This window comes from Pseudomonas sp. TE3786 (assembly GCF_054057335.1).
The window spans coordinates 253564-274905 of record NZ_JBSRZF010000001.1; the positions used below are offsets into that span (position 1 = coordinate 253564).

The window sequence follows — 21342 nt, forward strand, 5'->3', positions numbered from 1 at the left end:
AGCCACGACAACCCGCTTTTCAACCAACGGCCCGCTTGCGGGCCGTTGGCGTTTATACTGCGCCCCGTTTTTCTTTGCCCTGGATCGACCAATGAGCACTCTGCTGGCCCTGGATACCGCAACCGAAGCTTGCTCCGTTGCCCTGCTGCACGACGGCAAGGTGCTGAGCCACTACGAAGTGATTCCGCGCCTGCATGCGCAACGCCTGTTGCCGATGATCAAGGACCTGCTTGCCGAAGGCGGCATCAGCCTGTCGGCAGTGGATGGCATTGCCTTTGGCCGTGGCCCGGGTGCTTTTACCGGGGTGCGCATTGCCATCGGTGTGGTGCAGGGGCTGGCCTTTGCTCTGGATCGTCCGGTGTTGCCGGTGTCCAACCTGGCCGTGCTGGCCCAACGGGCGTTGCGTGAGCACGGCGCACAGCAGGTGGCCAGCGCCATCGATGCGCGCATGGATGAAGTGTATTGGGGCTGTTACCGCGCCGAGCAGGGCGAAATGCGTCTGGCTGGCCTGGAGGCGGTACTGCCACCGGAGCAGGCCAATCTGCCGCGCGATGCCAGTGGCGACTGGTTCGGTGCCGGCACCGGCTGGGGTACCTTCGCGGCGCGTATCCCGGTAGCCGTCGTCGGCCAGGAACCCGCCATGCTGCCCCACGCCCTCGATCTGCTGAGCCTGGCGCAATTCGCCTGGGCCCGTGGCGAAGCGCTGCCGGCCGACCAGGCGCAGCCGGTGTATCTGCGCGACAAGGTGGCAACCCCCAAGGCCGCTCCTTGACCACTCAGCGCCCAGGCTGGCCGTGCGACTAGCGGCCAATTGCGCTTATGTAGCGACTCTGGTTACATACCCGACACATGGACTGGCCGTAGTTGCGAATGGCCACTGTATGTCAGCTGAATCCGATACGTCTGAACGAGAAGTCTGAGCAGTAATGCGCATCGACGGTTTCACTTCCTCTTATACGCTGGATCGCACCCCACGCCCGGGTAGCGCGGTCACGCCTTTTCGCGAGGTTCAGCGCGAGGCAGAGACACGTCGAGACGTCCCGGCCAGCCCTTCGACCAGCCAAGGTATCGAAAGCACCCCGCAGCAACGCCGGGTGCAAGCCAGCACTGCCAGCAGCGACAGCCTGCCGGCGCGTTCCCAGGATGTACTGGTGCAGCGCAGCGGCGTCAGCAACCGCGCCCAACAGGCATTGGCCAGCTACGCCAGTACCGCCAGCTACTCGAACGAAAGCGACGCCAGCGAAATCCTCGGCCTGGATACCTACGCGTAAAATCAAAAACTCGCGGCTAAAGCCCCTTCCACAAACAACTCGTTTCCTGTGGTAGGGGCTTTAGCCGCGAGCTTTTCTGGACCACTATGGCCCGCTGATTTTTCCGGAATGCCCAATGCTTCCCTATTTCCTAGGCTGTCCCTCCTGGAGCGAAAACGCTTGGCGCGGTGATCTGTATCCCGACAGCGCCCGTAGCGCCGACTTTCTCGGCCTCTACAGCCAGGTCTTTAACACCGTAGAGGGCAACACCACCTTCTACGCCCAGCCCTCGGCGGCCACCGTGCAGCGCTGGGCCGAGCAGATGCCGGCGCATTTCCGTTTCTGCGCCAAGCTGCCCCGCGATATCAGCCACACCGCCAATCTGTTCGCCCAACTGGATGCCGCACAAGCCTTCGTTACCTTGCTCAAACCCTTGGGGGAGCGGGTGGCACCGTTCTGGTTGCAGCTGCCCGCCAGTTTCGGGCCGCAGCGCTTGCCGGAGTTGGCCGGCTTTCTCGCCGAGTTGAAAGTGCCCCTGGCTGTGGAGGTTCGCCACCCGGCGTTTTTTGCTAAAGGCGAAGACGAGCGCGCGCTTAACCGCTTGCTGCTGGGCCATGCAGTGGAGCGCCTATGCCTGGATTCGCGGGCCTTGTTCAGCTGCGTTGCCACTGACCCCGCGGTGCTCCACGCGCAAGCCAAGAAACCCCGTCTGCCTACGCGCCCGGCGGCGTTCACCCAGTTTCCCCAGCTGCGCTTTATTGGCCATCCCGAGTTGGCGGCCAACGATCCGTTTATGCAGCCCTGGCTGGCAAAGGTCGCCGGCTGGATCGAGGAGGGCCGCACGCCTTATGTGTTTTTACATACCCCCGACAATATTCTGGCCGCACAACTGGCGCGGCGTTTTCATCAGCAGTTGACGGCGCTATTGCCGGGTTTGCCGGCATTGGCCGAATTAGCCGTCGAACCGGCGGCGGAGCAGCTCGGTCTGTTGTAGGTTGGCGTCACTTATCCAGCAGGAAGCTATCCATGTCCTCGCAACTCGCCCGTGCCCAAACCTTCCAACAATTGCATGCCGCCGACGGTGCCTTTGTTTTTCCCAATCCATGGGATGCCGGTTCGGCCAAGATGCTCGCCAGCCTCGGCTACCAAGCGTTGGCGACCACCAGCGCCGGTCTGGCATTTGCCCTCGGTCGGCCGGATGCCGAAGGGGCAATTTCCCTTGAGGAAAACCTGAACAACGCCCAGGCCATCGTTGCCGCCACTGACCTGCCAGTCGCTGGCGATCTGGAAAACGGCTTTGCCGACCACCCCGAGGGCTGCGCCGCCACTGTGCTGAGAGCGGCGGCGGTCGGCCTGGTCGGTGGCTCTATCGAAGATGCTACGGGCCGCGCCGAGTCGCCGATCTATGATTTTCAACTCGCGGTCGAGCGGGTAGCGGCGGCCGTGACTGCCGCCCGCAGCCTAAACTTTCCCTTCACCCTCACCGCCCGCGCGGAGAACCTGCTCAATGGCCGCAACGACCTGGCGGACACCATCCGCCGTTTGCAGGCCTTTGCCGAGGCGGGCGCCGATGTGTTGTTTGCGCCGGGGCTGCGTTCGGTTGCGGAAATTGAGGCGGTGGTCCGTGCCGTGGCACCCAAGCCAGTGAATGTGCTGATGGGTTTGTCGGGCGTAACGCTGACGGTGGCGCAGTTGCAGGACCTGGGCGTCAAGCGCATCAGCGTGGGTTCATCTCTGGCCCGCGCCGCCTATGGCGAGTTGTTCCGTGCCGCGCAGGACATCCAGCAACACGGCCGCTTTACCTATGCCGAACGCGCGCTGCCGTTCCAGCAACTGAACGACCTGTTCAAGGGCTGACGGTGCGCGGGCTGCTCAAGTTTCTGCTGGTATTAGTGGTCCTTGGCGCTGCACCGTTGGCGGTCTGGCGCGGTTGGTGGCAGGTGCCAGGGCAATGGAACCCCTGGGCACCTCTGGATGTGCGGCTGCAACCGAACTTCCTGACGCCCTGGAAGATGATGCGCCTGGGCCAGAACCGCGAGCTGTGCGCCCAGGCGCTGGCCACTTCGCCTGTGCGTTACCTGCCGTTGGCCGATAACGCCGCCACCGCCAATTGCCCGTTGAGCAACGTGGTGCGTGTGCAGGGTTCGGCGGTCGCGTTCAGCAGCAGCTTTATCGCCACCTGCCCGCTGGCGGTGGCCATTGCGATGTACGAGCGCCACGGCTTGCAGCCTGCTGCCGAAGCGGTGTTTGGCCAACGGGTCACGCGTATCGACCATCTGGGCAGCTTCGCCTGCCGCAATATCGGCAGCAGCTCGCGGCGCAGCCAGCATGCCAGCGCCAATGCGCTGGATATTGCGGGGTTTCGTCTGGCTGATGGTCGTCGCATCAGCGTGGCGCGGGACTGGAATGGCCAGGGCGACGATGCACGTTTTCTGCGCTTGGCCCGCGATGCCGCCTGCCAGTCGTTCACGGTCACCCTGGGCCCGGATTACAACGCCGCCCACCACGACCATTTCCACCTCGACATGGGCATGTTTAGCCTCTGCCGCTAGGCTCTGGCAGAATGCCGCCCCTGATTTGTCTGAGTTGCTGCCGCCATGAGTGATCACATTCCCAGCGTTGTCGTGCGTGCCGAAGCCTTGGCACCGGCCTATACCGAGGCTGTGGCGCAGTGGGCGGCGCGTCTGGGTTTGCCCTTGGCAGGGGCGGCGGATTTCGCCTTGCAACTGGGCGACGACGGTCTGCAACTGACCGACCTCGGCCCACAGGCACCAGGCCCGGTTCGAGTGGATTTTGTCGACGGCGCTGTGGCCCATCGGCGGCTGTTTGGTGGCGGTACCGGACAGATGATTGCCAAGGCAGTTGGCGTGCAACCGGGGGTGCGGCCCTTTGTGCTGGATGCCACGGCCGGGCTGGGGCGCGATGCCTTTGTGCTGGCCAGTCTGGGTTGCCAGACGGCGATGATCGAGCGCCAGCCGCTGATTGCCGCGTTGCTGGAGGATGGTTTGAGCCGCGCCAAGGGCGACGAGGAAGTCGGCCCTATCGTTGCTCAGATGCGCTTATTGGTGGGTAATGCCATCGAGCTGATGAGCGCCTGGGAAGGCGAGGCACCGCAGGTGATTTACCTCGATCCGATGTTCCCGCACCGCGACAAAAGCGCCCTGGTGAAAAAGGAAATGCGCCTGTTCCGTCCGCTGGTGGGCGATGACCTGGATGCCCCGGCCTTGCTGGAAGCGGCATTGGCGCTGGCCACACACCGGGTGGTGGTCAAACGCCCGCGCAAAGCGCCGATCATTGCCGGGCCCAAGCCCAGCTATGCGCTGGATGGCAAATCCAGTCGCTATGACATCTATCCGAAGAAAGCGCTCAAGGCCTGAAGGCTTCCCCTCCCCGTGGGGCCAATTACCTTGGCAAATAGGCCCGCACAAACATCTGCACGGCATCGGCAACCTGTTCTTCGCTGGAGGTTTTTTCGTCTTCGCCGTTGCAGCCGATCAACAGGCGGAAGTTGATGCCGCCCTTGAGCAGGCAAAGGAAGTGCTCCGCCGCCAGCTCCGGGTTATCGATCTGCAACTTGCCCAATTGATCGGCCTTGCGCAGCAGGCCGGTCATTTCGTCATGCACCACTTGCGGGCCCGACTCGTAAAACAGCTTCGCCAGCTTCGGGTCTGACGCGCCCAGGGCAATCATCACCCGGTGCAACTCAATCGATTCGCGGCTGCTCACCAGGCAATGGAAGGCCTGGGCAATGTTCAGCAGCACCGTGTCGATAGGTGCGGTTTCCAGCAATTCGAAAATCACCAGCGGCAGCTGCTCTTCGCATTTGGCCCGCACGGCCATGGAGAACAGCGTCTCCTTGTCGGTGAAGTGGCTATAGACAGTGAGCTTGGAAACCCCGGCCTCGGTGGCGATGGCGTCCATGCTGCAACCGTCGTAACCCAGGCGCAGAAACAGGTTTTTCGCGGCATCGAGGATGGCTGCGCGCTTCGTAAGGTCTTTCGGGCGACCCGGACCGCTAGACGGCAATATTTTGTCGGACATTTCGCGTTTTATTACTGGACTGGCGAGTTTGCTATTTTTACTATACCCGCCAGTACAATTATTCAAAGCCTTAATTCGCGAAAGGTCATACATCATGTTCCGCCATGTCCTGCCACTCGCCTTACCTGCGTCCCTTGTTGTCCTGCTCGTTGCCTGCGGCGCTCCCGAGGCAGTGAAAACGCCGCCGCGCCCCGCCATGGTGGTGCAGCCGCAACCGGCGGGGGAGTTGGCAGATACCTACCCGGGTGAAGTGCGCGCCCGCTTGGAACAGGACCTGGCCTTTCGCATTGGCGGCAAGGTGAGCAAGCGTCTGGTGGATGTCGGTGAGCGGGTGAAGAAGGACCAGCCGCTGGCCGAGCTCGACCCGCAGGACGTACAGCTGCAGCTCGAAGCCCAGCGCGCCCAGGTGGCGGCCGCCAGCGCCAACCTGCAATTGGTACGCAGCGAACGCGACCGCTACAAAACCCTGTTCGACCGGCAGATGGCCAGCCGCTCGCAATACGACAATGCGGAAAACCTCTACCGCGCTGGTGAAGCGCGGGTCAAACAAGCCAAAGCCGAATTCGATGTGTCCAGCAACCAGGCCGGTTACTCGGTGCTGCGTGCCACCCAGTCGGGGGTGATTTCACGCCGCCTGGTGGAGGTGGGCAATGTGGTAGCCGCCGGGCAAACCGTTTACACCGTCGCCGCCGATGGCGAGCGCGAAGTGTTGATCAGCCTGCCGGAGCACAGCATCGAGCGCTTCAAGATTGGTCAGGAAGTGTTCGTGGAACTCTGGTCGCGTCCGGATAAGCGTTTCGCCGGGCATATCCGTGAACTGTCGCCAGCCGCCGACCCGCAATCGCGTACCTATGCCGCCCGCGTGTCGTTTAGCGTCGATCAAGTGCCTGCCGATCTTGGCCAGAGCGCCCGGGTGTTTGTGCCGGTGGCCGGCGACGTGCCTCTGGCCGTGCCGCTGTCGGCGCTAAGTTCCGAGGGTGGTCATCCCTTTGTCTGGGTGGTGGACCCGAAAAGCTCCACGCTGCAGCGCCGCGCGGTAAAAGTCGGCCCCTATGGCGAAGACCAGGTGCCGGTGCTCGAAGGTCTGCAGGCCACCGACTGGGTAGTGGCCGCCGGTGTGCAAGTACTGCGTGAGGGTCAGGAAGTACGGCCCGTGGACCACGCCAATCGCTCGGTCAAACTGGCAGCGCAGGAGTAAGCACGGATGAGCTTCAACCTATCCGAATGGGCGCTGCGCAATCGGCAGATCGTGCTGTTCCTGATGTTGCTTCTGGCGATTGTCGGCGCACTGTCCTACACCAAGTTGGGCCAGAGCGAAGACCCGCCCTTTACCTTCAAGGCCATGGTGGTGCGCACCAACTGGCCGGGTGCCAGTGCCGAGGAAATGTCTCGGCAGGTAACAGAGCGCATCGAGAAAAAACTGATGGAGACCGGCGAGTTCGAGAAGATTATTTCCTTCTCGCGCCCGGGTGAATCGCAGGTGACCTTTGTTGCCCGCGACTCGATGAACTCCCGCGATATTCCCGAGCTCTGGTACCAGATCCGCAAGAAGGTCAACGACATCCGCTACACCTTGCCCCAGGGCATTCAGGGGCCGTTCTTCAACGATGAATTCGGCACCACCTACGGCAATATCTACGCCCTCACCGGCGAAGGCTTCGACTACGCCGTGCTCAAGGACTACGCCGACCGCATTCAGCTGCAACTGCAGCGGGTCAAGGATGTGGGCAAGGTCGATCTGCTGGGGCTGCAGGACGAAAAAATCTGGATCGAACTCTCCAACGTCAAAGCCGCCACCCTTGGCCTGCCTTTGGCCGCGGTGCAAAAAGCCCTGGAAGAACAGAACACCGTCGCCTCGTCAGGCTTCTTCGAAACCCCCAGCGACCGCATTCAGTTGCGGGTGACCGGGCGTTTTGAATCGGTGGACGAGATCAAGGCCTTTCCGATCCGCGTCGGCGACCGCACCTTCCGTATTTCCGACGTGGCCGAAGTGCATCGTGGCTTCAGTGACCCACCCGCACCACGGATGCGCTTTATGGGCCAGGACGCCATTGGCCTGACCGTATCGATGAAGCCCGGCGGCGACATTCTGGTGCTGGGCAATGCCCTGGAAAAAGAATTCGCCCGCATGCAGCAAACCCTGCCGGCCGGTATGCAACTGAGCAAGGTGTCCGACCAACCGGCGGCGGTAAAAACCGGCGTTGGCGAGTTTGTTCAGGTGCTGGTGGAAGCCTTGGCCATCGTCATGCTGGTGTGCTTCTTTTCCCTCGGTCTGCGCATTGGCCTGGTGGTGGCGCTGGTGATTCCGCTGGTGCTGGCGATGACCTTTACCGCCATGTACTACTTCGGCATCGGCCTGCACAAAATCTCCCTCGGCGCGCTGGTGCTGGCCCTCGGGCTATTGGTGGACGACGCGATCATTGCCATTGAGATGATGGCGATCAAGATGGAGCAGGGCTACTCACGGTTCAAAGCCGCCAGCTTCGCCTGGACCAGCACCGCCTTCCCCATGCTCACCGGTACGCTGATTACCGCCGCCGGCTTTCTGCCGATTGCCACCGCGCAGTCGGGCACCGGCGAATACACCCGCTCGATCTTCCAGGTGGTGGCCATCGCCTTGCTGGTGTCGTGGATTGCCGCGGTGATTTTCGTGCCCTATATCGGCGAGAAACTGCTGCCGGATCTGGCCAAATTGCACGCCGCCAAACACGGCGGCAGTGACAAGGGCCACGACCCCTACTCGACGCCGTTCTACCGCCGGGTGCGCGGGGCCATCGAGTGGTGCGTGGGCCATCGCAAAACCGTAATCGTGCTGACCATCGCCCTGTTTGCCGGCTCGATCTTTATGTTCAAGTTCGTGCCACAGCAGTTCTTCCCGTCCTCCGGGCGGCTGGAGCTGATGGTCGATCTGAAACTGAGTGAAGGTGCCTCGCTGAAGGCCACTGAAGAGCAGGTTCGCCATCTGGAAGCCATGCTCAAAGACCACCCCGGCATCGACAACTATGTGGCCTATGTCGGTACCGGTTCGCCGCGTTTCTACCTGCCGCTGGACCAGCAACTGCCGGCCGCCAGCTTTGCCCAGTTTGTGGTGCTGAGCAAAAGCATCGAAGACCGCGAAGCCATCCGCAAATGGCTGATCGAAACCCTTGCCGACCAGTTCCCGACCTTGCGCACCCGTATCACCCGTCTGGAAAACGGCCCGCCCGTGGGTTACCCCGTGCAGTTCCGCGTGTCTGGCGAGCATATCGACGAAGTGCGCGCCCTGGCCCGCGAAGTGGCGGCCCGCGTGCGGGAAAACCCCCATGTCACCAACGTGCACCTGGACTGGGAAGAACCAAGCAAAGTGGTGTACCTGAGCATCGACCAGGAACGCGCCCGCGCCCTGGGGGTGAGCAGCGCCAGCCTGTCGACCTTCCTGCAGAGTGCGCTCTCGGGTAACAGCGTCAGCCAGTACCGCGAAGACAACGAACTGATCGAAATCCTCCTGCGCGGCACCGTGCGTGAACGTCAGCAATTGGCCTTGCTGCCTAGCCTGTCGGTGCCCACCGACACCGGTAAAAACGTCGCGCTGTCGCAGATCGCCACCCTCAAGTACGGCTTCGAGGAAGGCATCATCTGGCACCGCGACCGCCTGCCGACCGTTACCGTGCGCGCCGATATCTATGGCAAGGAACAGCCGGCGGGCATCGTCAAACAGATTCTGCCGACCCTGAATGACGTGCGCGCCAAGTTGCCTGACGGCTACCTGCTGGATGTCGGCGGCACCGTGGAAGATTCGGCCCGCGGGCAGAACTCGGTAAACGCCGGTATTCCGCTGTTTATCGTGGTGGTGCTGGGCCTGCTGATGCTGCAGCTGAAAAGCTTCTCGCGCGCGGCCATGGTGTTTCTCACCGCGCCCCTGGGGCTGATTGGCGTGACCCTGTTCCTACTGGTGTTCAACCAGCCGTTCGGCTTTGTCGCCATGCTCGGTACCATCGCCTTGTCCGGCATGATCATGCGCAACTCGGTGATTCTGGTGGACCAGATCGAACAGGACATCGCCGCCGGCCACGACCGTTGGCACGCCGTCATCGACGCCACCGTAAGACGCTTCCGGCCCATCGTGCTGACCGCTTTGGCGGCAGTACTGGCGATGATTCCGCTGTCGCGCTCAACCTTCTTCGGGCCGATGGCGGTGGCGATCATGGGCGGCTTGATAGTGGCAACCGCCCTGACCCTGCTGTTCCTGCCAGCGCTGTATGCGGCCTGGTTCAGGGTGAAGAAAGAGGAGCGGGTAGGGACCGATTGAGTCCGTACCTGTAAGGGAAAAGCCCGGCCAATTGGCCGGGCTTTTTTATTGGTTTCGCCGAAAGAGGCTTTCCAAGGAAACACCCTACAAGAAAGGGTAATCCGTCCTGCTTAACGAGAAGGCGCGTTTAGGAAAAATCCCGGCTCTGTTGAACGCGCGAGCTGCTCTCGCAATAGGACGCCGGAAATCATGTCAGCCCTACTTCGCAAATACCTGATTGTTTATCTCTGCCTGACTACCGTTTATACCCCCGTGGCATCCAGCCTTGCCCAAGCCCAATCGGGCTCGCGCGTTGAGCAGCAACTGCCGGAGCTGGGCAGCCCGGCGACCGCTACGGCATCCCCGGCCGCCGCTTCGGCAACTCACCACGATCTCTTGTCCACCTCAGACGTTTCCATGTACAGCCCGGAATGGATGCTGCAAGCCTCCACCGATCGCGACCTCGCGCCCAGCGTACTGCGTGATCGCAGCCAAGGCCTTGGCCAGGCCGTGAACCAGGGCGCGGCGATGCTCTCCAACTCCGCCAGCGACGTGGCCCAGGCCTGGCTCGCGCGCAATGGCATCAACGCCGAGCTAGCCATCGAAGCCGCCCCGGGCGGTATCCGCAGTGGCAGCCTGGATATGCTGATTCCGTTCTACAGCGTCGGCAAAAATCTGCTGTTCACCCAAATCGGCGCGCGCCGCGCCAACAGCTATAGCGAAAACTCCCGCACCACCACCAACGTCGGCCTGGGCTACCGCCGTGATGTGGCCGGCTGGCTGCTGGGCGTCAACAGCTTCTACGACCACGACCGAACCGCCAACCACCATCGCCTTGGCCTTGGCGTGGAAGCCTGGACCGACTTCCTCAAACTCAGCGCCAACAGTTACCGGCCGCTTTCCAAGTGGCGGCAATCCACCGAACAAGAGGACTTCCTGCAACGCCCGGCCAAAGGCTGGGACGTACGCGCCGAAGGCTACCTGCCGGCCTACCCGCAATTGGGCGGCAGGCTGGTGTATGAAAAATACCGTGGCGACGACGTCGGCCTGTTCTCCACCAGCAACCGCGACAAAGACCCCCATGCCCTGACCGTTGGCGTTATCTATAACCCCATCCCCCTGGTCGGCCTGGCGGTCAACCATCGTCTGGGGCAGGGCGACAACGCCAACACTTCGGTCAACCTGGGCTTCACCTACCGCTTCGGCGTGCCGCTGGCCAAGCAGCTGTCCAGCGCCAACCTGATGTCCAGCCGCATGCTGGAAAACATGCGCCACGACCTGGTGTCGCGTAACCAGGAAATGGTCATGGAAAACCGGGAAAAGACCATGCCCCTGACCCTGCCGACCACCCTGGCAGGTGAGGAAAAACGCAACCTGGCGTTTACCGTCAAAGGTGCCAACGCCTTCGCCAGCCTGAGCTGGACCGGCAGCGCGGCCGCCTTTGCCCAGCCCCTGAGCAGCAGCGGTCAGGCCGCGCTGAATCTGCCGGCCTACGTAACCGGCGGCCTCAACACCTATACCTTGCAAGCCAATGGTGTCAGCCGGGCAGGGCATCAGCAGAGCTCCAACCTGATGACCATCACGGTGCAATCCACCAGCCCGAGCACCCTGCGCGCCACGGTCGGTACGCCCACCCTTGCCGCCGACGGTAAAAGCACCACCACCATCAGCACGGTGATCCGCGATCCTCAAGGCAATCCCGTGGGTGCCGGGGTAGTGGTGAACTGGACCACCAGTAACGGCAGCCTGGATACCGCCACCTCAGTCACCGACGCCAATGGCGTTGCAACCGTGGTGCTCACCAGCTCCACCACCGCAGGTAACGCCACCGTTGAATCCAGCTCGGGAGCCGCCAAAGGCTCGACCTCGATCACCTTTACCCCTGGCAGCGCCAGCTCCGCCGCGCCATCGGCTTCCGCTTCGTCGATTCTGGCAGACGGCATCAGCACCTCCACCATCAGCACCGTGATCAAAGATGCCAACGGCAATCCGGTGGGCGCAGGCGTGGTGGTGAACTGGAGCACCAGCAACGGCACCCTGGACCAACCCACCTCGCTGACCGATGCCAATGGCGTTGCCACTGTGCTGCTGACCAGCTCGACCACTGCAGGTGCGGCCACCGTTGAATCCTCCTCGGGTGCCGCCAAGGGCTCCACCTCCGTCACCTTTACCCCAGGCGGCGCCACCTCCGCGGCACCGAGCGCTTCTGCGTCGTCCCTTGAGGCGGACGGCACCAGCACCACCACCATCAGCACAGTAATCAAAGACGCCAACGGCAACCCGGTGGGCGCGGGCGTGGTGGTGAACTGGACCACCAGCAGCGGCACCCTGGACAACGCCACCTCGGTGACCGATGCCAATAGTGTTGCCAGCGTGGTGCTGACCAGCCCGACTACCGCGGGCAAAGCTACCGTCGAATCCTCATCCGGTTCCGCCAAGGGCTCGACCTCCGTGACCTTTACCCCAGGCGCTGCGGCCAGTTCCGCGCCAAGCGTGTCGTCGCCGGCCATTCTCGCGGATGGCAGCAGTACCTCCACCATCAGCACCGTGATCAAAGACGCCAACGGCAACCCGGTCGGCGCAGGCGTAGTGGTGAACTGGACCACCAGCGACGGCAGCCTGGATAAAACCAGCTCGGTCACCGATGCCAACGGTGTCGCCAGCGTGGTGCTCACCAGCTCGACCAGCACCGGTACAGCCACCGTTGAAGCCACCTCGGGCACCGCCAAAGGCTCGACCTCAGTCACCTTTATTCCAGGCGCTGCGGCTTCCTCCGCGCCAACGGCTTCCGCGGCGGCGATTCAGGCGGACGGCGTTAGCACCTCCACCATCAGCACCGTGATCAAGGATGCCAATGGCAACCCGGTCGGCGCGGGCGTAGTGGTGCACTGGACCACCAGCGACGGCAGCCTGGATAACGCCACTTCGGTGACCGATGCCCATGGCGTTGCCAGCGTGGTGCTGACCAGCTCCACCAGCGCCGGTACGGCTACTGTTGAATCCTCCTCGGGTACCGCCAAGGGCTCGACCTCGGTCAGCTTTATCCCGGGGGCTGCGGCAACTACTGCGCCCATGGTTTCGTCGTCGTCGATTGAGGCGGATGGCCTTAGCACCACCAGCATCAGCACCGTGATCAAGGATGCCAATGGCAACCCGGTCGGTGCCGGCGTGGTAGTGAACTGGACCAGCAGCGACGGCAGCCTGGATAAAACCACCTCGGTCACCGATGCCAACGGCGTTGCCAGCGTGGTGCTGACCAGCTCCACCAGCGCCGGTACCGTTACCGTTGCAGCCCAATCAGGTGCCGCCAGTGGCTCTGCCACCGTTACCTTCACCCCAGGTGCCGCTGCTGCCGCCAGCCTGTCTGCTGCCCCGGCCGCCATCGTGGCCGACGGCAGCAGCACCTCCACCATCAGCGCGGTAATCTCGGACGCCAATGGCAACCCGGTGGGTGCCGGCACTGCGGTGAACTGGAGCACCAGCGCCGGCACCCTGGCCAGCGCCACCTCCGTCACCAATGCCCAAGGCGTTGCCAGCGTGCTGCTGACCAGCGCCACCACCACTGGCGCCGCCGCCGTACAAGCCAGCAGCGGCACCGCCCATAACTCGGTGACGGTTACCTTCACCGCCGGCGCACCGGCCAGCGGCAATGCCGGCCTGAGCCTGAGCGCCAGCCCGACCGCGATCACCGCCGATGGCAGCAGCGCCAGCACCCTGAGCGCCGTGGTCAAAGACAGCCATGGCAATACCGTAGCCGCCGGTGTATCGGTTAGCTGGAGCACCAGCGCCGGCACCCTGGCCAACGCCAGCTCGCTGACCAACGCCCAGGGCGTGGCCAGCATGCTGCTCACCAGCGCCACCGTTACCGGCCCGGCCACCGTGCAAGCCAGCAGCGGCACCGCCAATAACAGCGCCACCGTTACCTTTATCGCCGGCCTACCCGCTAGCGGCAGCGCGGGTCTTACGCTGACTGCCAGCCCAACGACCCTTACCGCCGACGGCAGCAGCACCAGCACCCTCAGCGCGGAAGTCAAAGACCGCTTCGGCAACCTGCTGGGCGCAGGCGCCACGGTGAACTGGACCACCAGCGCCGGCACCCTGGCCAGCGCCACCTCCGTCACCAACGCCCAGGGCGTGGCGAGCGTGGTGCTGACCAGCGCCAGCGTCACCGGCCCGGCCACGGTCAAAGCCAGCAGTCAGGCGGCGGAAAACACCGTGGCCCTGAGCTTTACCGCCGGCGCGCCCGCCGCTGGTAGCGCAGGCCTGAGCCTGAGCGCCAGCCCAACCGCAATCACTGCCGATGGCAGCAGCACCAGCACCCTGAGCGCCGTGGTCACAGACAGCCACGGCAATACCGTGGCCGCCGGTGTGCAAGTGGACTGGAGCACCAGCGCCGGCACCCTGGCCAGCGCCAGCTCGCTGACCAATGCCCAGGGCGTGGCCAGCGCAGTACTGACCAGCGCCACCGTCACCGGCTCTGCCTCGGTACAAGCCAGCAGCGGCGCGGCCAATAACAGCGCCGCTGTGGCCTTCACTGCCGGCCCCCCAGCCAGCGGCACCAATGGCCTGAGCGTAACGGCCAGCCCAACGGCGATCACTGCCGACGCCAGCAGCACCAGCACCTTGAGCGCCGAAGTCAAAGACAGTCAGGGCAACCTGGTGGGCGCAGGCGTGCAAGTGAACTGGAGCACCAGCGCCGGCAGCCTGGCCAACACCAGCTCGCTGACCAACGCGCAAGGTGTGGCCAGCGTGGTACTTACCAGCGCCACCCTGGCGGGCTCGGCCACCATTACGGCAACTGCCGGTGCGGCGCAGAACACCGCCGCCGTGGCCTTTACCGTGGGCGCGCCGCAGAATCTGGTGGTCACCGCCACGCCAACGGCCATCGTTGCCAACGGCAGCAGCACCAGCACCCTGAGCGCCGAAGTCAAAGACAAAACCGGCAACCGGGTGGGCGCAGGGGTAGTGGTCAACTGGAGCAGCTCGGCCGGCACCCTGGCCAGCGCCACCTCCACCACCGGCAGCAATGGCACCGCCAGCGTGGTGCTGAGCAGCGCCACGGTAACCGGCACGGCCACAGTCACCGCCAGCGCTGGTGCCGCACAAAACACCGGTAACGTCAGCTTCACGCCAGGCGCAGCGCAAAGCCTGGTAGTCACCGCCACGCCAACCGCAATCACCGCCGATGGCACCAGCACCAGCACCCTGAGTGCCACGGTGAAAGACAGCAACGGCAACCTGGTGGGTGCCGGCGTAGTGGTCAACTGGAGCCGTACCGCGGGCACCCTGGCCAGCGCCACGTCCACCACCGGCAGCAACGGTGTGGCCAGCGTGGTACTGACCAGCGCCACCGTAACCGGTACCAGCACCGTGACCGCCACTTCCGCAGCAGCGCAAAACAGCGCCAGCGTCACCTTTACCCCGGGCGCACCGCAGAGCGTAGCGCTCACCGCCTCGCCGACCTCCATCGTGGCCGACGGCACCAGCAGCAGCGTATTAACCGCAACCGTCACCGATGCCAAAGGCAACGCCCTCGGCGCCGGCCAGGCAGTCACCTGGACGACCACCGCCGGCACCCTGGCCAGCGCCAGCTCGCTGACCAACGCCCAAGGCGTGGCCACCGCTACCCTCACCAGTTCCACCGCCGTGGCCACCGCCAGCGTTACCGCCAAAGCCGGCACGGCAACCCGTGCGGTGAACGTGGCCTTTACCGTCGGGCCAGCGGCCAGCGTGGTGGTGACCTCGGCTGCCACCAGCCTGACGGCCAATGGCAGCAGCACTACTACGCTGACGGCTACAGTGAAAGATGCCCAGGGCAGGGCGGTGCTGACGGGTACTTCAGTGAATTGGCTGGCCAGTTCCGGCACTCTGGCCAGTGCGGCCACGGCTACCAATGCGGCGGGTCTGGCGACGGTGGTGCTGACCAGCTCCACGGTGGCGGGTGTTGCCACGCTGAAAGGCAGCGTGGGTAGTGTGCAGGGTTCAACCAACGTGACCTATACCGTTGGCCCGCTGGCCACCATCAGCGTAACCACCACTGCCGCCGCCCTTGCCGCCGATGGGCGCAGCACGGCCACGCTAAGCGCCGCGCTGAAAGATGCCTATGGCAATGCGCTGGGTGCGGGTGTGGCGGTTAACTGGGGCATAAGTGGGGCCATGGGCTTGATAGGTAAGCTGTCCAGCACTTCATCCAGCACCAACGCCAGCGGCGTCGCTACGGTGGTGATGACCAGCGCAACCTTTGCTGGCAATAACACCATCACCGCATCGGTCGGTGCTGTACAGGGCTCTGTTTCGGTACGCAACGTAGCGAACGTGGCTGTGATCGCCTCGCCCACAACCATCCGCACTGGCGCGCAGTCCACCATTTCCATAACGGTGACGGGACCCAGTGGCCAGCCGCTGTCGGGCGTACCGGTATACCTGGCATTGTTTGGTGGGGATTCGGCGTCGGTAGCAATGTCTGCGTCAAGCGTAACCACCAATGCTGCCGGGGTCGCCACCCTAACCGTCCGCAACATCAGTGCGCCAAGCGGCACCTCTATGGGGTTCATGATCGGCGTGGGGGGGATCGATTTCATCAACGAGTATGCGTATTTGTACTTGGATTTTTGATGGAAAATTAACCGCCCGCCTTTCAGGCGGTACGGCCCCAACAAAAAGCCCGGTCAACTGACCGGGCTTTTTGTTTCACACTTGCTTCTATCTTTTTCAGTCATTGCCATCGGGCTTAGGACAAATCACAACGCCCCAAACACCTTCTTGGCCAAGCTGGTCGCCGCAGCCGCTGGGTCTTTTCGAATACTGGCTTCCTGCTTGGCGATCATTGCAAACAAGCCATCCAGGGCCTTCTCGGTCACATAGTTTTCGACATTGGCGCTTTTCGCATCCACCACCCCCAGACTGGCGGCCTGGCCGGCGAAGGCGTTGTATTGCTTGGCCAGGCCGACCTGGTCGGTGGCTTGTTTGACGATGGGCAGGAACTTGGCGCGGATCTGTTCGCGGCTGGTTTTGTTCAGGTATTGGGTAGCAGCGTCGTCCTTGCCGGCGAGGATGCCTTTGGCGTCGCTCACGGTCATCTTTTTCACCGCGTCCACCAGCAGCGCCTGGGCTTGCGGCACGGCGGCCTCGGCGGCTTTGTTCATGCTGCTTTCCAGTTGGTCGACTTGCGCGCCCATGCCCATCATTTTCATGGTCTTGGCGGCCTTGCCGAGTTTGCCCGGCAGCTCGATCCGCACGTCTTCGTTATTGCTGAAACCGCCGGGGGTGCCCAGCTGCTTTACGGCAATCTGAGCGCCTTGGGTAAGGGCGTCTTTCAGGCCAGCACTGGCATCGGTTTGCGACAGATCATTGATTGACAGGGCCAAGGCATTCACAGACAGGGCCAGGCCGGCAAACAGAGTGGCGAAACGGGCAGTGGAACCAAGCATGGGGCATTCCTTTCAAGGGTAATGCCCCGAGCTTAGCGGAGTAGGCAGGCGGCGAAAACCGTCTGCGGTTACTGCCCCAGCGGCCCGCGCAGGTATTCCGGCGACAGGCCGTTGTACCAAAGCAGAATCGCCGTCACCAGGGTGGTAACCATCAGCAACAGGCCCACCGCCCATACGCAGGAGGCGAACAGAAAGCCCTGCTCCTGTGGGCGGCGCATAAAGGTCGGCAGCCCAACAAAGAGCAGAAAGGTGGAATAGGCGCAGGCGGCCATCAACACCACCACCGCCAGCCAGCGGCTCGGGTACAGCGCCGCCAGCCCGGCCAGGTACAGCGGCGTGGCGGTATAGGCGGCAAAGCCGATGCACTGGTTAAGGCTGGGGCGGGCGTCGAAGCTGCGCGACATCCAGCGAATAAACCCGCCCATCAGCGCCGTGCCCAACAGAATGGCGCCATACACCACCGCGCTTAGCAGCAGAGCACTGTCGGCGCTCAGGCGTACGGTTTCGTTCTCGGCCAGGCTCCAGCCCACCCGGGTGGTGCCAATAAACAACGCGAATGGCGGAATCAGCCCGAGAAAAATCAGATGGGGCAGGTAGTTGCGGGGTTTTTGCTCTTCCTCTTTACGGATTTCTGTCCAGCTGTGATCGGGCTGGGTAAAGAGTTTGATCAGGTGCGTACTCATTTTTCGGCTCCTCGCGCAGGTCGGTCAGTGGCGACCGCAGTACAGGTTTAGACGGCACCTGCGGCGAGGGTTTCAAGTGTTTTTCGGCCGGCCGGCTCAGCGGTTGGCCGAGGCGGGGCTGAGCATATCGATACGGCGCACGTCGAAGTCGCGGGTCAGGTAGTCCATCCGTTGCTGGAAAAAGCGCTGCATATGCGGCAGGGCGCTGTGTACATCGAGGTGCGCCTGGCTTTGCCAGATCTCGTAAAAGATAAACAGGTTGGGGTCTTCTTGATCGCGCAGCATGTGGTACTCGATGCAGCCCGGCTCGGCGCGGCTGGGTTCCACATAGGCACTGAACAGTGCGCGGAAGGCTTCGGCTTGTTCCGGTTTGGTGTGGGCGTGCAGGATAAAACCGTAGGGTTGCTCACTCATGGCTGGCGGCTCCGGGTTGAAGTGGATTGCCGCAGTTTACTTAGAGAGTGGCTGGGTAATTCATGCTTTTAGCGCAAATATCAATTGCGCCTCCCCGGGTTTATCACCTCGCGTGAGGCCGGTAGTCTGCCGGCCATTCGCTTCTTCCCCGAGGTTTATCCGTGAAAAACATTCTTCTGCTCAATGGCGGCAAACAGTTCGCCCACTCCGACGGCCGCTACAACCAGACCCTGCACGATGCAGCCCTGAGCCACCTGGACCGCGCCGGCTTCGACGTACGGCAAACCTTTATCGATGGCGGCTACGACATCGCCGAAGAAGTGCAAAAGTTTCTCTGGGCTGACGTAATCATTTACCAAATGCCCGGCTGGTGGATGGGCGCGCCCTGGACGGTAAAGAAATACATCGACGAAGTATTTACCCAAGGCCACGGCAGCCTCTACGCCAACGACGGCCGCACCCGCTCGGACGCCTCGCAGAAATACGGCAGCGGCGGTTTGCTGCAGGGCAAACAGTACATGCTCTCCCTCACCTGGAACGCCCCCCAGCAAGCCTTTGACGACCCCACCGACTTCTTCGAAGCCAAAGGCGTGGACGCGGTGTACTTCCCATTCCACAAGGCCAACCAGTTTTTGGGTATGACCGGTCTGCCGACCTTTCTCTGCGTGGATGTAATGAAGCGCCCCAACGTGGAAGCTGATATTGCTCGCTATGAGCAGCATTTGACGGAGGTGTTTGGGCGGGCGGTTTGATGGTTTATCGCGGCCTGAAAGATCAAAAACATCGCGGCTGACCGCAGCGCCGGCCGGCCGCTCCTACGGATTGTGCGGTCTGGTAGGAGCGGCTTCAGCCGCGATTGGGCCTCAGTTAAAACGCATACCGATACTGCACCCCCAAGCCAAACACCGCCCGCTCGCCTTGATATTGAGCAGTGGCTACCTGCACCCCACCACCCAGGGTGGAGTTCGCATCAATGGCATGGCTATAGCCAGCCATGGCCACCGGCACCACCCGGCGTTTATCCAGGTTGCTGGTGTAGGTAAAGCGCGACAGGCCAGGCACCGCCGAGCTGCCTTCGATGGCCGGGGTGTCGTCGTTCAGCAAGGTATCTACTGCGAGGTTCAGATGCACAGTGCCTTTGGCGCTGATCGGGGTATCGCTGCGCACACCCAGGGTGGCGTAGGTATCGGTGCTATGGCCGCTATTGATGGTCAGCGGGAAGGCCACATTACGTTCGGTAAAACCGTCGTAATCGGTACGGCCATGGCTCAGGGCCAGTTCCGGAGTCAGGCGGGTGCGGCCGGCTTGCAGGCCATAGCCAACCGCGGCGCGCAGGGCAGCGCTGCTCATGGTGGTGGTGGCGCGGGCGCGTTGTACATCGGTAAGGCCGATGCCGCGTTCAAAGCTGCTGTCGCTATTGCCCATGGCCAGGCTAGCGTTGCCGTTCCAACCGAGGTTATCGGCGTTTTGCTGGAACGAACCCCATAGGCTAAGGGCATAGGCTTTGTCTTGCTTGGCGCTGTCGATGTTCAGGTCGGCGTTGGCCAGTTGCGCGGAGGCGCCCAGGGCCCAGTGCTCGTTCAAACGCAGGCCGGCGGCCACTTGGCCAATACCCTGGGTGCCGCTGGTGGTGGCTTCGCCTTTATAGCCGGTAAGGCCTGCACTCAGGCAATAGCGCTGGGTGGCACCGGGAATGCACTGGGTTTGGTTAAGGTCGCGGATACGGCGGTTTTGTGCGCTGGTGAGATGGTAAAGAGTATCGGAGCTGATGATCTGGGAAACTTGCACATTGCTGAGGTCCTGGATGGCGCTGTCGGTGGCGCTCCAGATAAAGGCGCGGTTGCCACTGGTGCCGACTACGGTGTGGCCATCGTCGCTGACGCCGCGGGCTTCACTGACGGTCTGGCCCGTCAGCACGCCGAGGTTGGTCATGCCGCCGGCTTGTGTCCAGCGATAGGCCCGCGTAGCTCCATCAGCTTGCTGCGCGCCACCCACCACAACCGAACCATCGGCGTTGACATCGCGAGCGTAGCTTCGAGCGCCCCCTAACGTTCCAAGATTTTGTAAACCGCCCGCCAAGGTCCAGCGAAACGCTCTGGAGTTTGCACCATCCGAGCTGTCACCCACCACCACCGAGCCATCCCGGTTTGCTGCTCTTGCCTCGCTGGTACCCCCAAACGAACCGAGGTTGGTGGTAACGCCGGTAGAGTTATTCCAGATAACGGCGCGTACACCGGCTGCAGTGTCACTGCGGCCTACCACGACATTGCCGTCACCACTAACGGCAAAGGCGTAACTCTCGCCATTTTGTACTAGGCTGCCGAGATCTTGCATCCCGCCTCCTGCTGTCCAGCGAAACGCACGATTTGTGTCAGCGGCATTTGCGCTTCCCCCCACCACTACACTGCCGTCGTCGCTAATGCCACGACCATCGCTGTCCTCCCCACCCAAGGTGCCTAGATCTTTAAAACCGCTACTGGCAGACCAGAGGAAAGCCCTTCGGACAGGGCTGCTGGGTACTATCTGGGCGGTACCCACTATGGATGTTCCGTCACTGCTCACTCCATAGGCATAGGCGCCTGTTCCGAAGGTGCGGCCTACTTGAATCAAACCTTGAGTAGCACTTTGGCTGAATAGCATATAACCGAGATTTTGTGTCCACGCGTCGCCAACTACCACCTTGCCATCGCCGCTGATGGCCTGCGCTTCTATACCACCGCTGGCTCCAGGCAAATTCCCCAAATCCATCATCACCGCCCCAGCGGGCTGGGCGGCGAGAAGGGTGAGTGTGGAGAGAACAGCGGCGGGAATAAGGCGCCAGGGGAAGAGGGCCTGGGCGAGGGGGGAGCGGGAAAACGGGAGGGATTTCATGGCAACACCTGCAAGAGAATTGAGGCGCTAAGCTTCGGCAATGCGGTGCCGGGGCTGATGTCATTTGCTTCCGGTTGGCGGGTGGGCGGACTGCCTGCAATTGCGTAGGAATAATCTTCGAGCGCTGCCTGCGCGGCAGCTGGCAGCCCAGTGGCGGGGCCGGGTGAGTGGGGGGCCGAGGGGACGTTGGCGTGACTATTCCTACGGGCTATGCTCGCCCGATGCGCCTGGTTGCCTACGGGATTGTCGGCGGGAGCTGGCTTGTCAGGGTTTTCGTTCGGTCGGCATAGTCCAGCCCGTCGCTGAATGGTTCAGCGATCGGGTTTGACGGCCCGAAGTTATCAGGCGCATAGCCCCCCGAATGGCAGATGCATTTCTGGTGTCTG

Annotated in this window: 15 protein-coding genes; 10 read left to right on the plus strand and 5 right to left on the minus strand. The window is 62.7% G+C overall.

Annotated elements, in window-relative coordinates:
* The first annotated feature begins 91 nt into the window (after window positions 1-91).
* From tsaB to ACVW0Y_RS01175, 6 genes are all read left to right on the plus strand, one after another.
* A complete protein-coding gene (gene tsaB, locus ACVW0Y_RS01150; RefSeq protein WP_457435489.1) occupies window positions 92-772 on the plus strand; it encodes a tRNA (adenosine(37)-N6)-threonylcarbamoyltransferase complex dimerization subunit type 1 TsaB in 681 nt (226 codons plus the stop codon).
* A gap of 154 nt (window positions 773-926) precedes the next feature.
* On the plus strand, window positions 927-1271 hold the full coding sequence (locus ACVW0Y_RS01155) for a hypothetical protein (RefSeq protein WP_457435491.1): 345 nt from the start codon (window positions 927-929) through the stop codon (window positions 1269-1271).
* A 115-nt stretch (window positions 1272-1386) separates the two neighbouring features.
* Window positions 1387-2244 (plus strand): DUF72 domain-containing protein, encoded by an 858-nt coding sequence (locus ACVW0Y_RS01160; RefSeq protein ID WP_457435492.1) that lies wholly within the window; start codon window positions 1387-1389, stop codon window positions 2242-2244.
* A 32-nt stretch (window positions 2245-2276) separates the two neighbouring features.
* Entirely contained in the window at window positions 2277-3107 is an 831-nt protein-coding gene (locus ACVW0Y_RS01165) for an isocitrate lyase/PEP mutase family protein (protein ID WP_457435493.1), read from the plus strand.
* A 2-nt stretch (window positions 3108-3109) separates the two neighbouring features.
* Window positions 3110-3802 (plus strand): extensin-like domain-containing protein, encoded by a 693-nt coding sequence (locus ACVW0Y_RS01170; RefSeq protein WP_457435495.1) that lies wholly within the window; start codon window positions 3110-3112, stop codon window positions 3800-3802.
* A 45-nt stretch (window positions 3803-3847) separates the two neighbouring features.
* Entirely contained in the window at window positions 3848-4627 is a 780-nt protein-coding gene (locus ACVW0Y_RS01175) for a class I SAM-dependent methyltransferase (protein WP_457435496.1), read from the plus strand.
* 25 nt (window positions 4628-4652) lie between these two features.
* Here ACVW0Y_RS01175 and ACVW0Y_RS01180 read toward each other — a convergent pair whose 3' ends face one another.
* On the minus strand, window positions 4653-5291 hold the full coding sequence (locus ACVW0Y_RS01180) for a TetR/AcrR family transcriptional regulator (RefSeq protein ID WP_457435498.1): 639 nt from the start codon (window positions 5289-5291) through the stop codon (window positions 4653-4655).
* Between the two features lie 94 nt (window positions 5292-5385).
* Here ACVW0Y_RS01180 and ACVW0Y_RS01185 point away from each other — a divergent pair, with 94 nt between their 5' ends.
* The 3 genes from ACVW0Y_RS01185 (at window position 5386) to ACVW0Y_RS01195 (ending at window position 16173) form a co-directional block, all read left to right on the plus strand.
* Window positions 5386-6489 (plus strand): efflux RND transporter periplasmic adaptor subunit, encoded by a 1104-nt coding sequence (locus tag ACVW0Y_RS01185; RefSeq protein ID WP_457435500.1) that lies wholly within the window; start codon window positions 5386-5388, stop codon window positions 6487-6489.
* Window positions 6490-6495: 6 nt separating this feature from the next.
* The gene (locus tag ACVW0Y_RS01190; protein WP_457435501.1) at window positions 6496-9579 is read left to right on the plus strand and encodes an efflux RND transporter permease subunit; all 3084 of its coding nucleotides are present in this window, start codon (window positions 6496-6498) and stop codon (window positions 9577-9579) included.
* Between the two features lie 189 nt (window positions 9580-9768).
* On the plus strand, window positions 9769-16173 hold the full coding sequence (locus ACVW0Y_RS01195) for an Ig-like domain-containing protein (protein ID WP_457435503.1): 6405 nt from the start codon (window positions 9769-9771) through the stop codon (window positions 16171-16173).
* Between the two features lie 125 nt (window positions 16174-16298).
* Here the strand turns inward: ACVW0Y_RS01195 and ACVW0Y_RS01200 are convergent, their stop codons facing one another.
* From ACVW0Y_RS01200 to ACVW0Y_RS01210, 3 genes are all read right to left on the minus strand, one after another.
* A complete protein-coding gene (locus ACVW0Y_RS01200; protein ID WP_457435504.1) occupies window positions 16299-16988 on the minus strand; it encodes a DUF4197 domain-containing protein in 690 nt (229 codons plus the stop codon).
* A gap of 68 nt (window positions 16989-17056) precedes the next feature.
* Window positions 17057-17671, minus strand: coding sequence for a Yip1 family protein (locus ACVW0Y_RS01205; RefSeq protein WP_457435505.1), 615 nt, complete (start codon window positions 17669-17671; stop codon window positions 17057-17059).
* Window positions 17672-17767: 96 nt separating this feature from the next.
* Window positions 17768-18085, minus strand: coding sequence for a putative quinol monooxygenase (locus ACVW0Y_RS01210; RefSeq protein ID WP_457435506.1), 318 nt, complete (start codon window positions 18083-18085; stop codon window positions 17768-17770).
* A gap of 161 nt (window positions 18086-18246) precedes the next feature.
* Between ACVW0Y_RS01210 and ACVW0Y_RS01215 the strand changes: the two genes are divergently transcribed.
* A complete protein-coding gene (locus ACVW0Y_RS01215) occupies window positions 18247-18837 on the plus strand; it encodes an NAD(P)H-dependent oxidoreductase (protein ID WP_457435507.1) in 591 nt (196 codons plus the stop codon).
* A 115-nt stretch (window positions 18838-18952) separates the two neighbouring features.
* Here the strand turns inward: ACVW0Y_RS01215 and ACVW0Y_RS01220 are convergent, their stop codons facing one another.
* Window positions 18953-20956 (minus strand): autotransporter domain-containing protein, encoded by a 2004-nt coding sequence (locus ACVW0Y_RS01220; RefSeq protein WP_457435508.1) that lies wholly within the window; start codon window positions 20954-20956, stop codon window positions 18953-18955.
* Window positions 20957-21342: the final 386 nt, after the last annotated feature.

Coding starts and splice junctions, on each gene's coding strand:
- ACVW0Y_RS01195 (WP_457435503.1), top strand. CDS start 9,769: ATGTCAGCCCTACTTCGCAAATACCTGATTGTTTATCTCTGCCTGACT.
- ACVW0Y_RS01220 (WP_457435508.1), bottom strand. CDS start 20,956: ATGAAATCCCTCCCGTTTTCCCGCTCCCCCCTCGCCCAGGCCCTCTTC.
- ACVW0Y_RS01160 (WP_457435492.1), top strand. CDS start 1,387: ATGCTTCCCTATTTCCTAGGCTGTCCCTCCTGGAGCGAAAACGCTTGG.
- ACVW0Y_RS01165 (WP_457435493.1), top strand. CDS start 2,277: ATGTCCTCGCAACTCGCCCGTGCCCAAACCTTCCAACAATTGCATGCC.
- ACVW0Y_RS01175 (WP_457435496.1), top strand. CDS start 3,848: ATGAGTGATCACATTCCCAGCGTTGTCGTGCGTGCCGAAGCCTTGGCA.
- ACVW0Y_RS01205 (WP_457435505.1), bottom strand. CDS start 17,671: ATGAGTACGCACCTGATCAAACTCTTTACCCAGCCCGATCACAGCTGG.
- ACVW0Y_RS01185 (WP_457435500.1), top strand. CDS start 5,386: ATGTTCCGCCATGTCCTGCCACTCGCCTTACCTGCGTCCCTTGTTGTC.
- ACVW0Y_RS01155 (WP_457435491.1), top strand. CDS start 927: ATGCGCATCGACGGTTTCACTTCCTCTTATACGCTGGATCGCACCCCA.
- ACVW0Y_RS01190 (WP_457435501.1), top strand. CDS start 6,496: ATGAGCTTCAACCTATCCGAATGGGCGCTGCGCAATCGGCAGATCGTG.
- ACVW0Y_RS01200 (WP_457435504.1), bottom strand. CDS start 16,988: ATGCTTGGTTCCACTGCCCGTTTCGCCACTCTGTTTGCCGGCCTGGCC.
- ACVW0Y_RS01180 (WP_457435498.1), bottom strand. CDS start 5,291: ATGTCCGACAAAATATTGCCGTCTAGCGGTCCGGGTCGCCCGAAAGAC.
- ACVW0Y_RS01210 (WP_457435506.1), bottom strand. CDS start 18,085: ATGAGTGAGCAACCCTACGGTTTTATCCTGCACGCCCACACCAAACCG.
- tsaB (WP_457435489.1), top strand. CDS start 92: ATGAGCACTCTGCTGGCCCTGGATACCGCAACCGAAGCTTGCTCCGTT.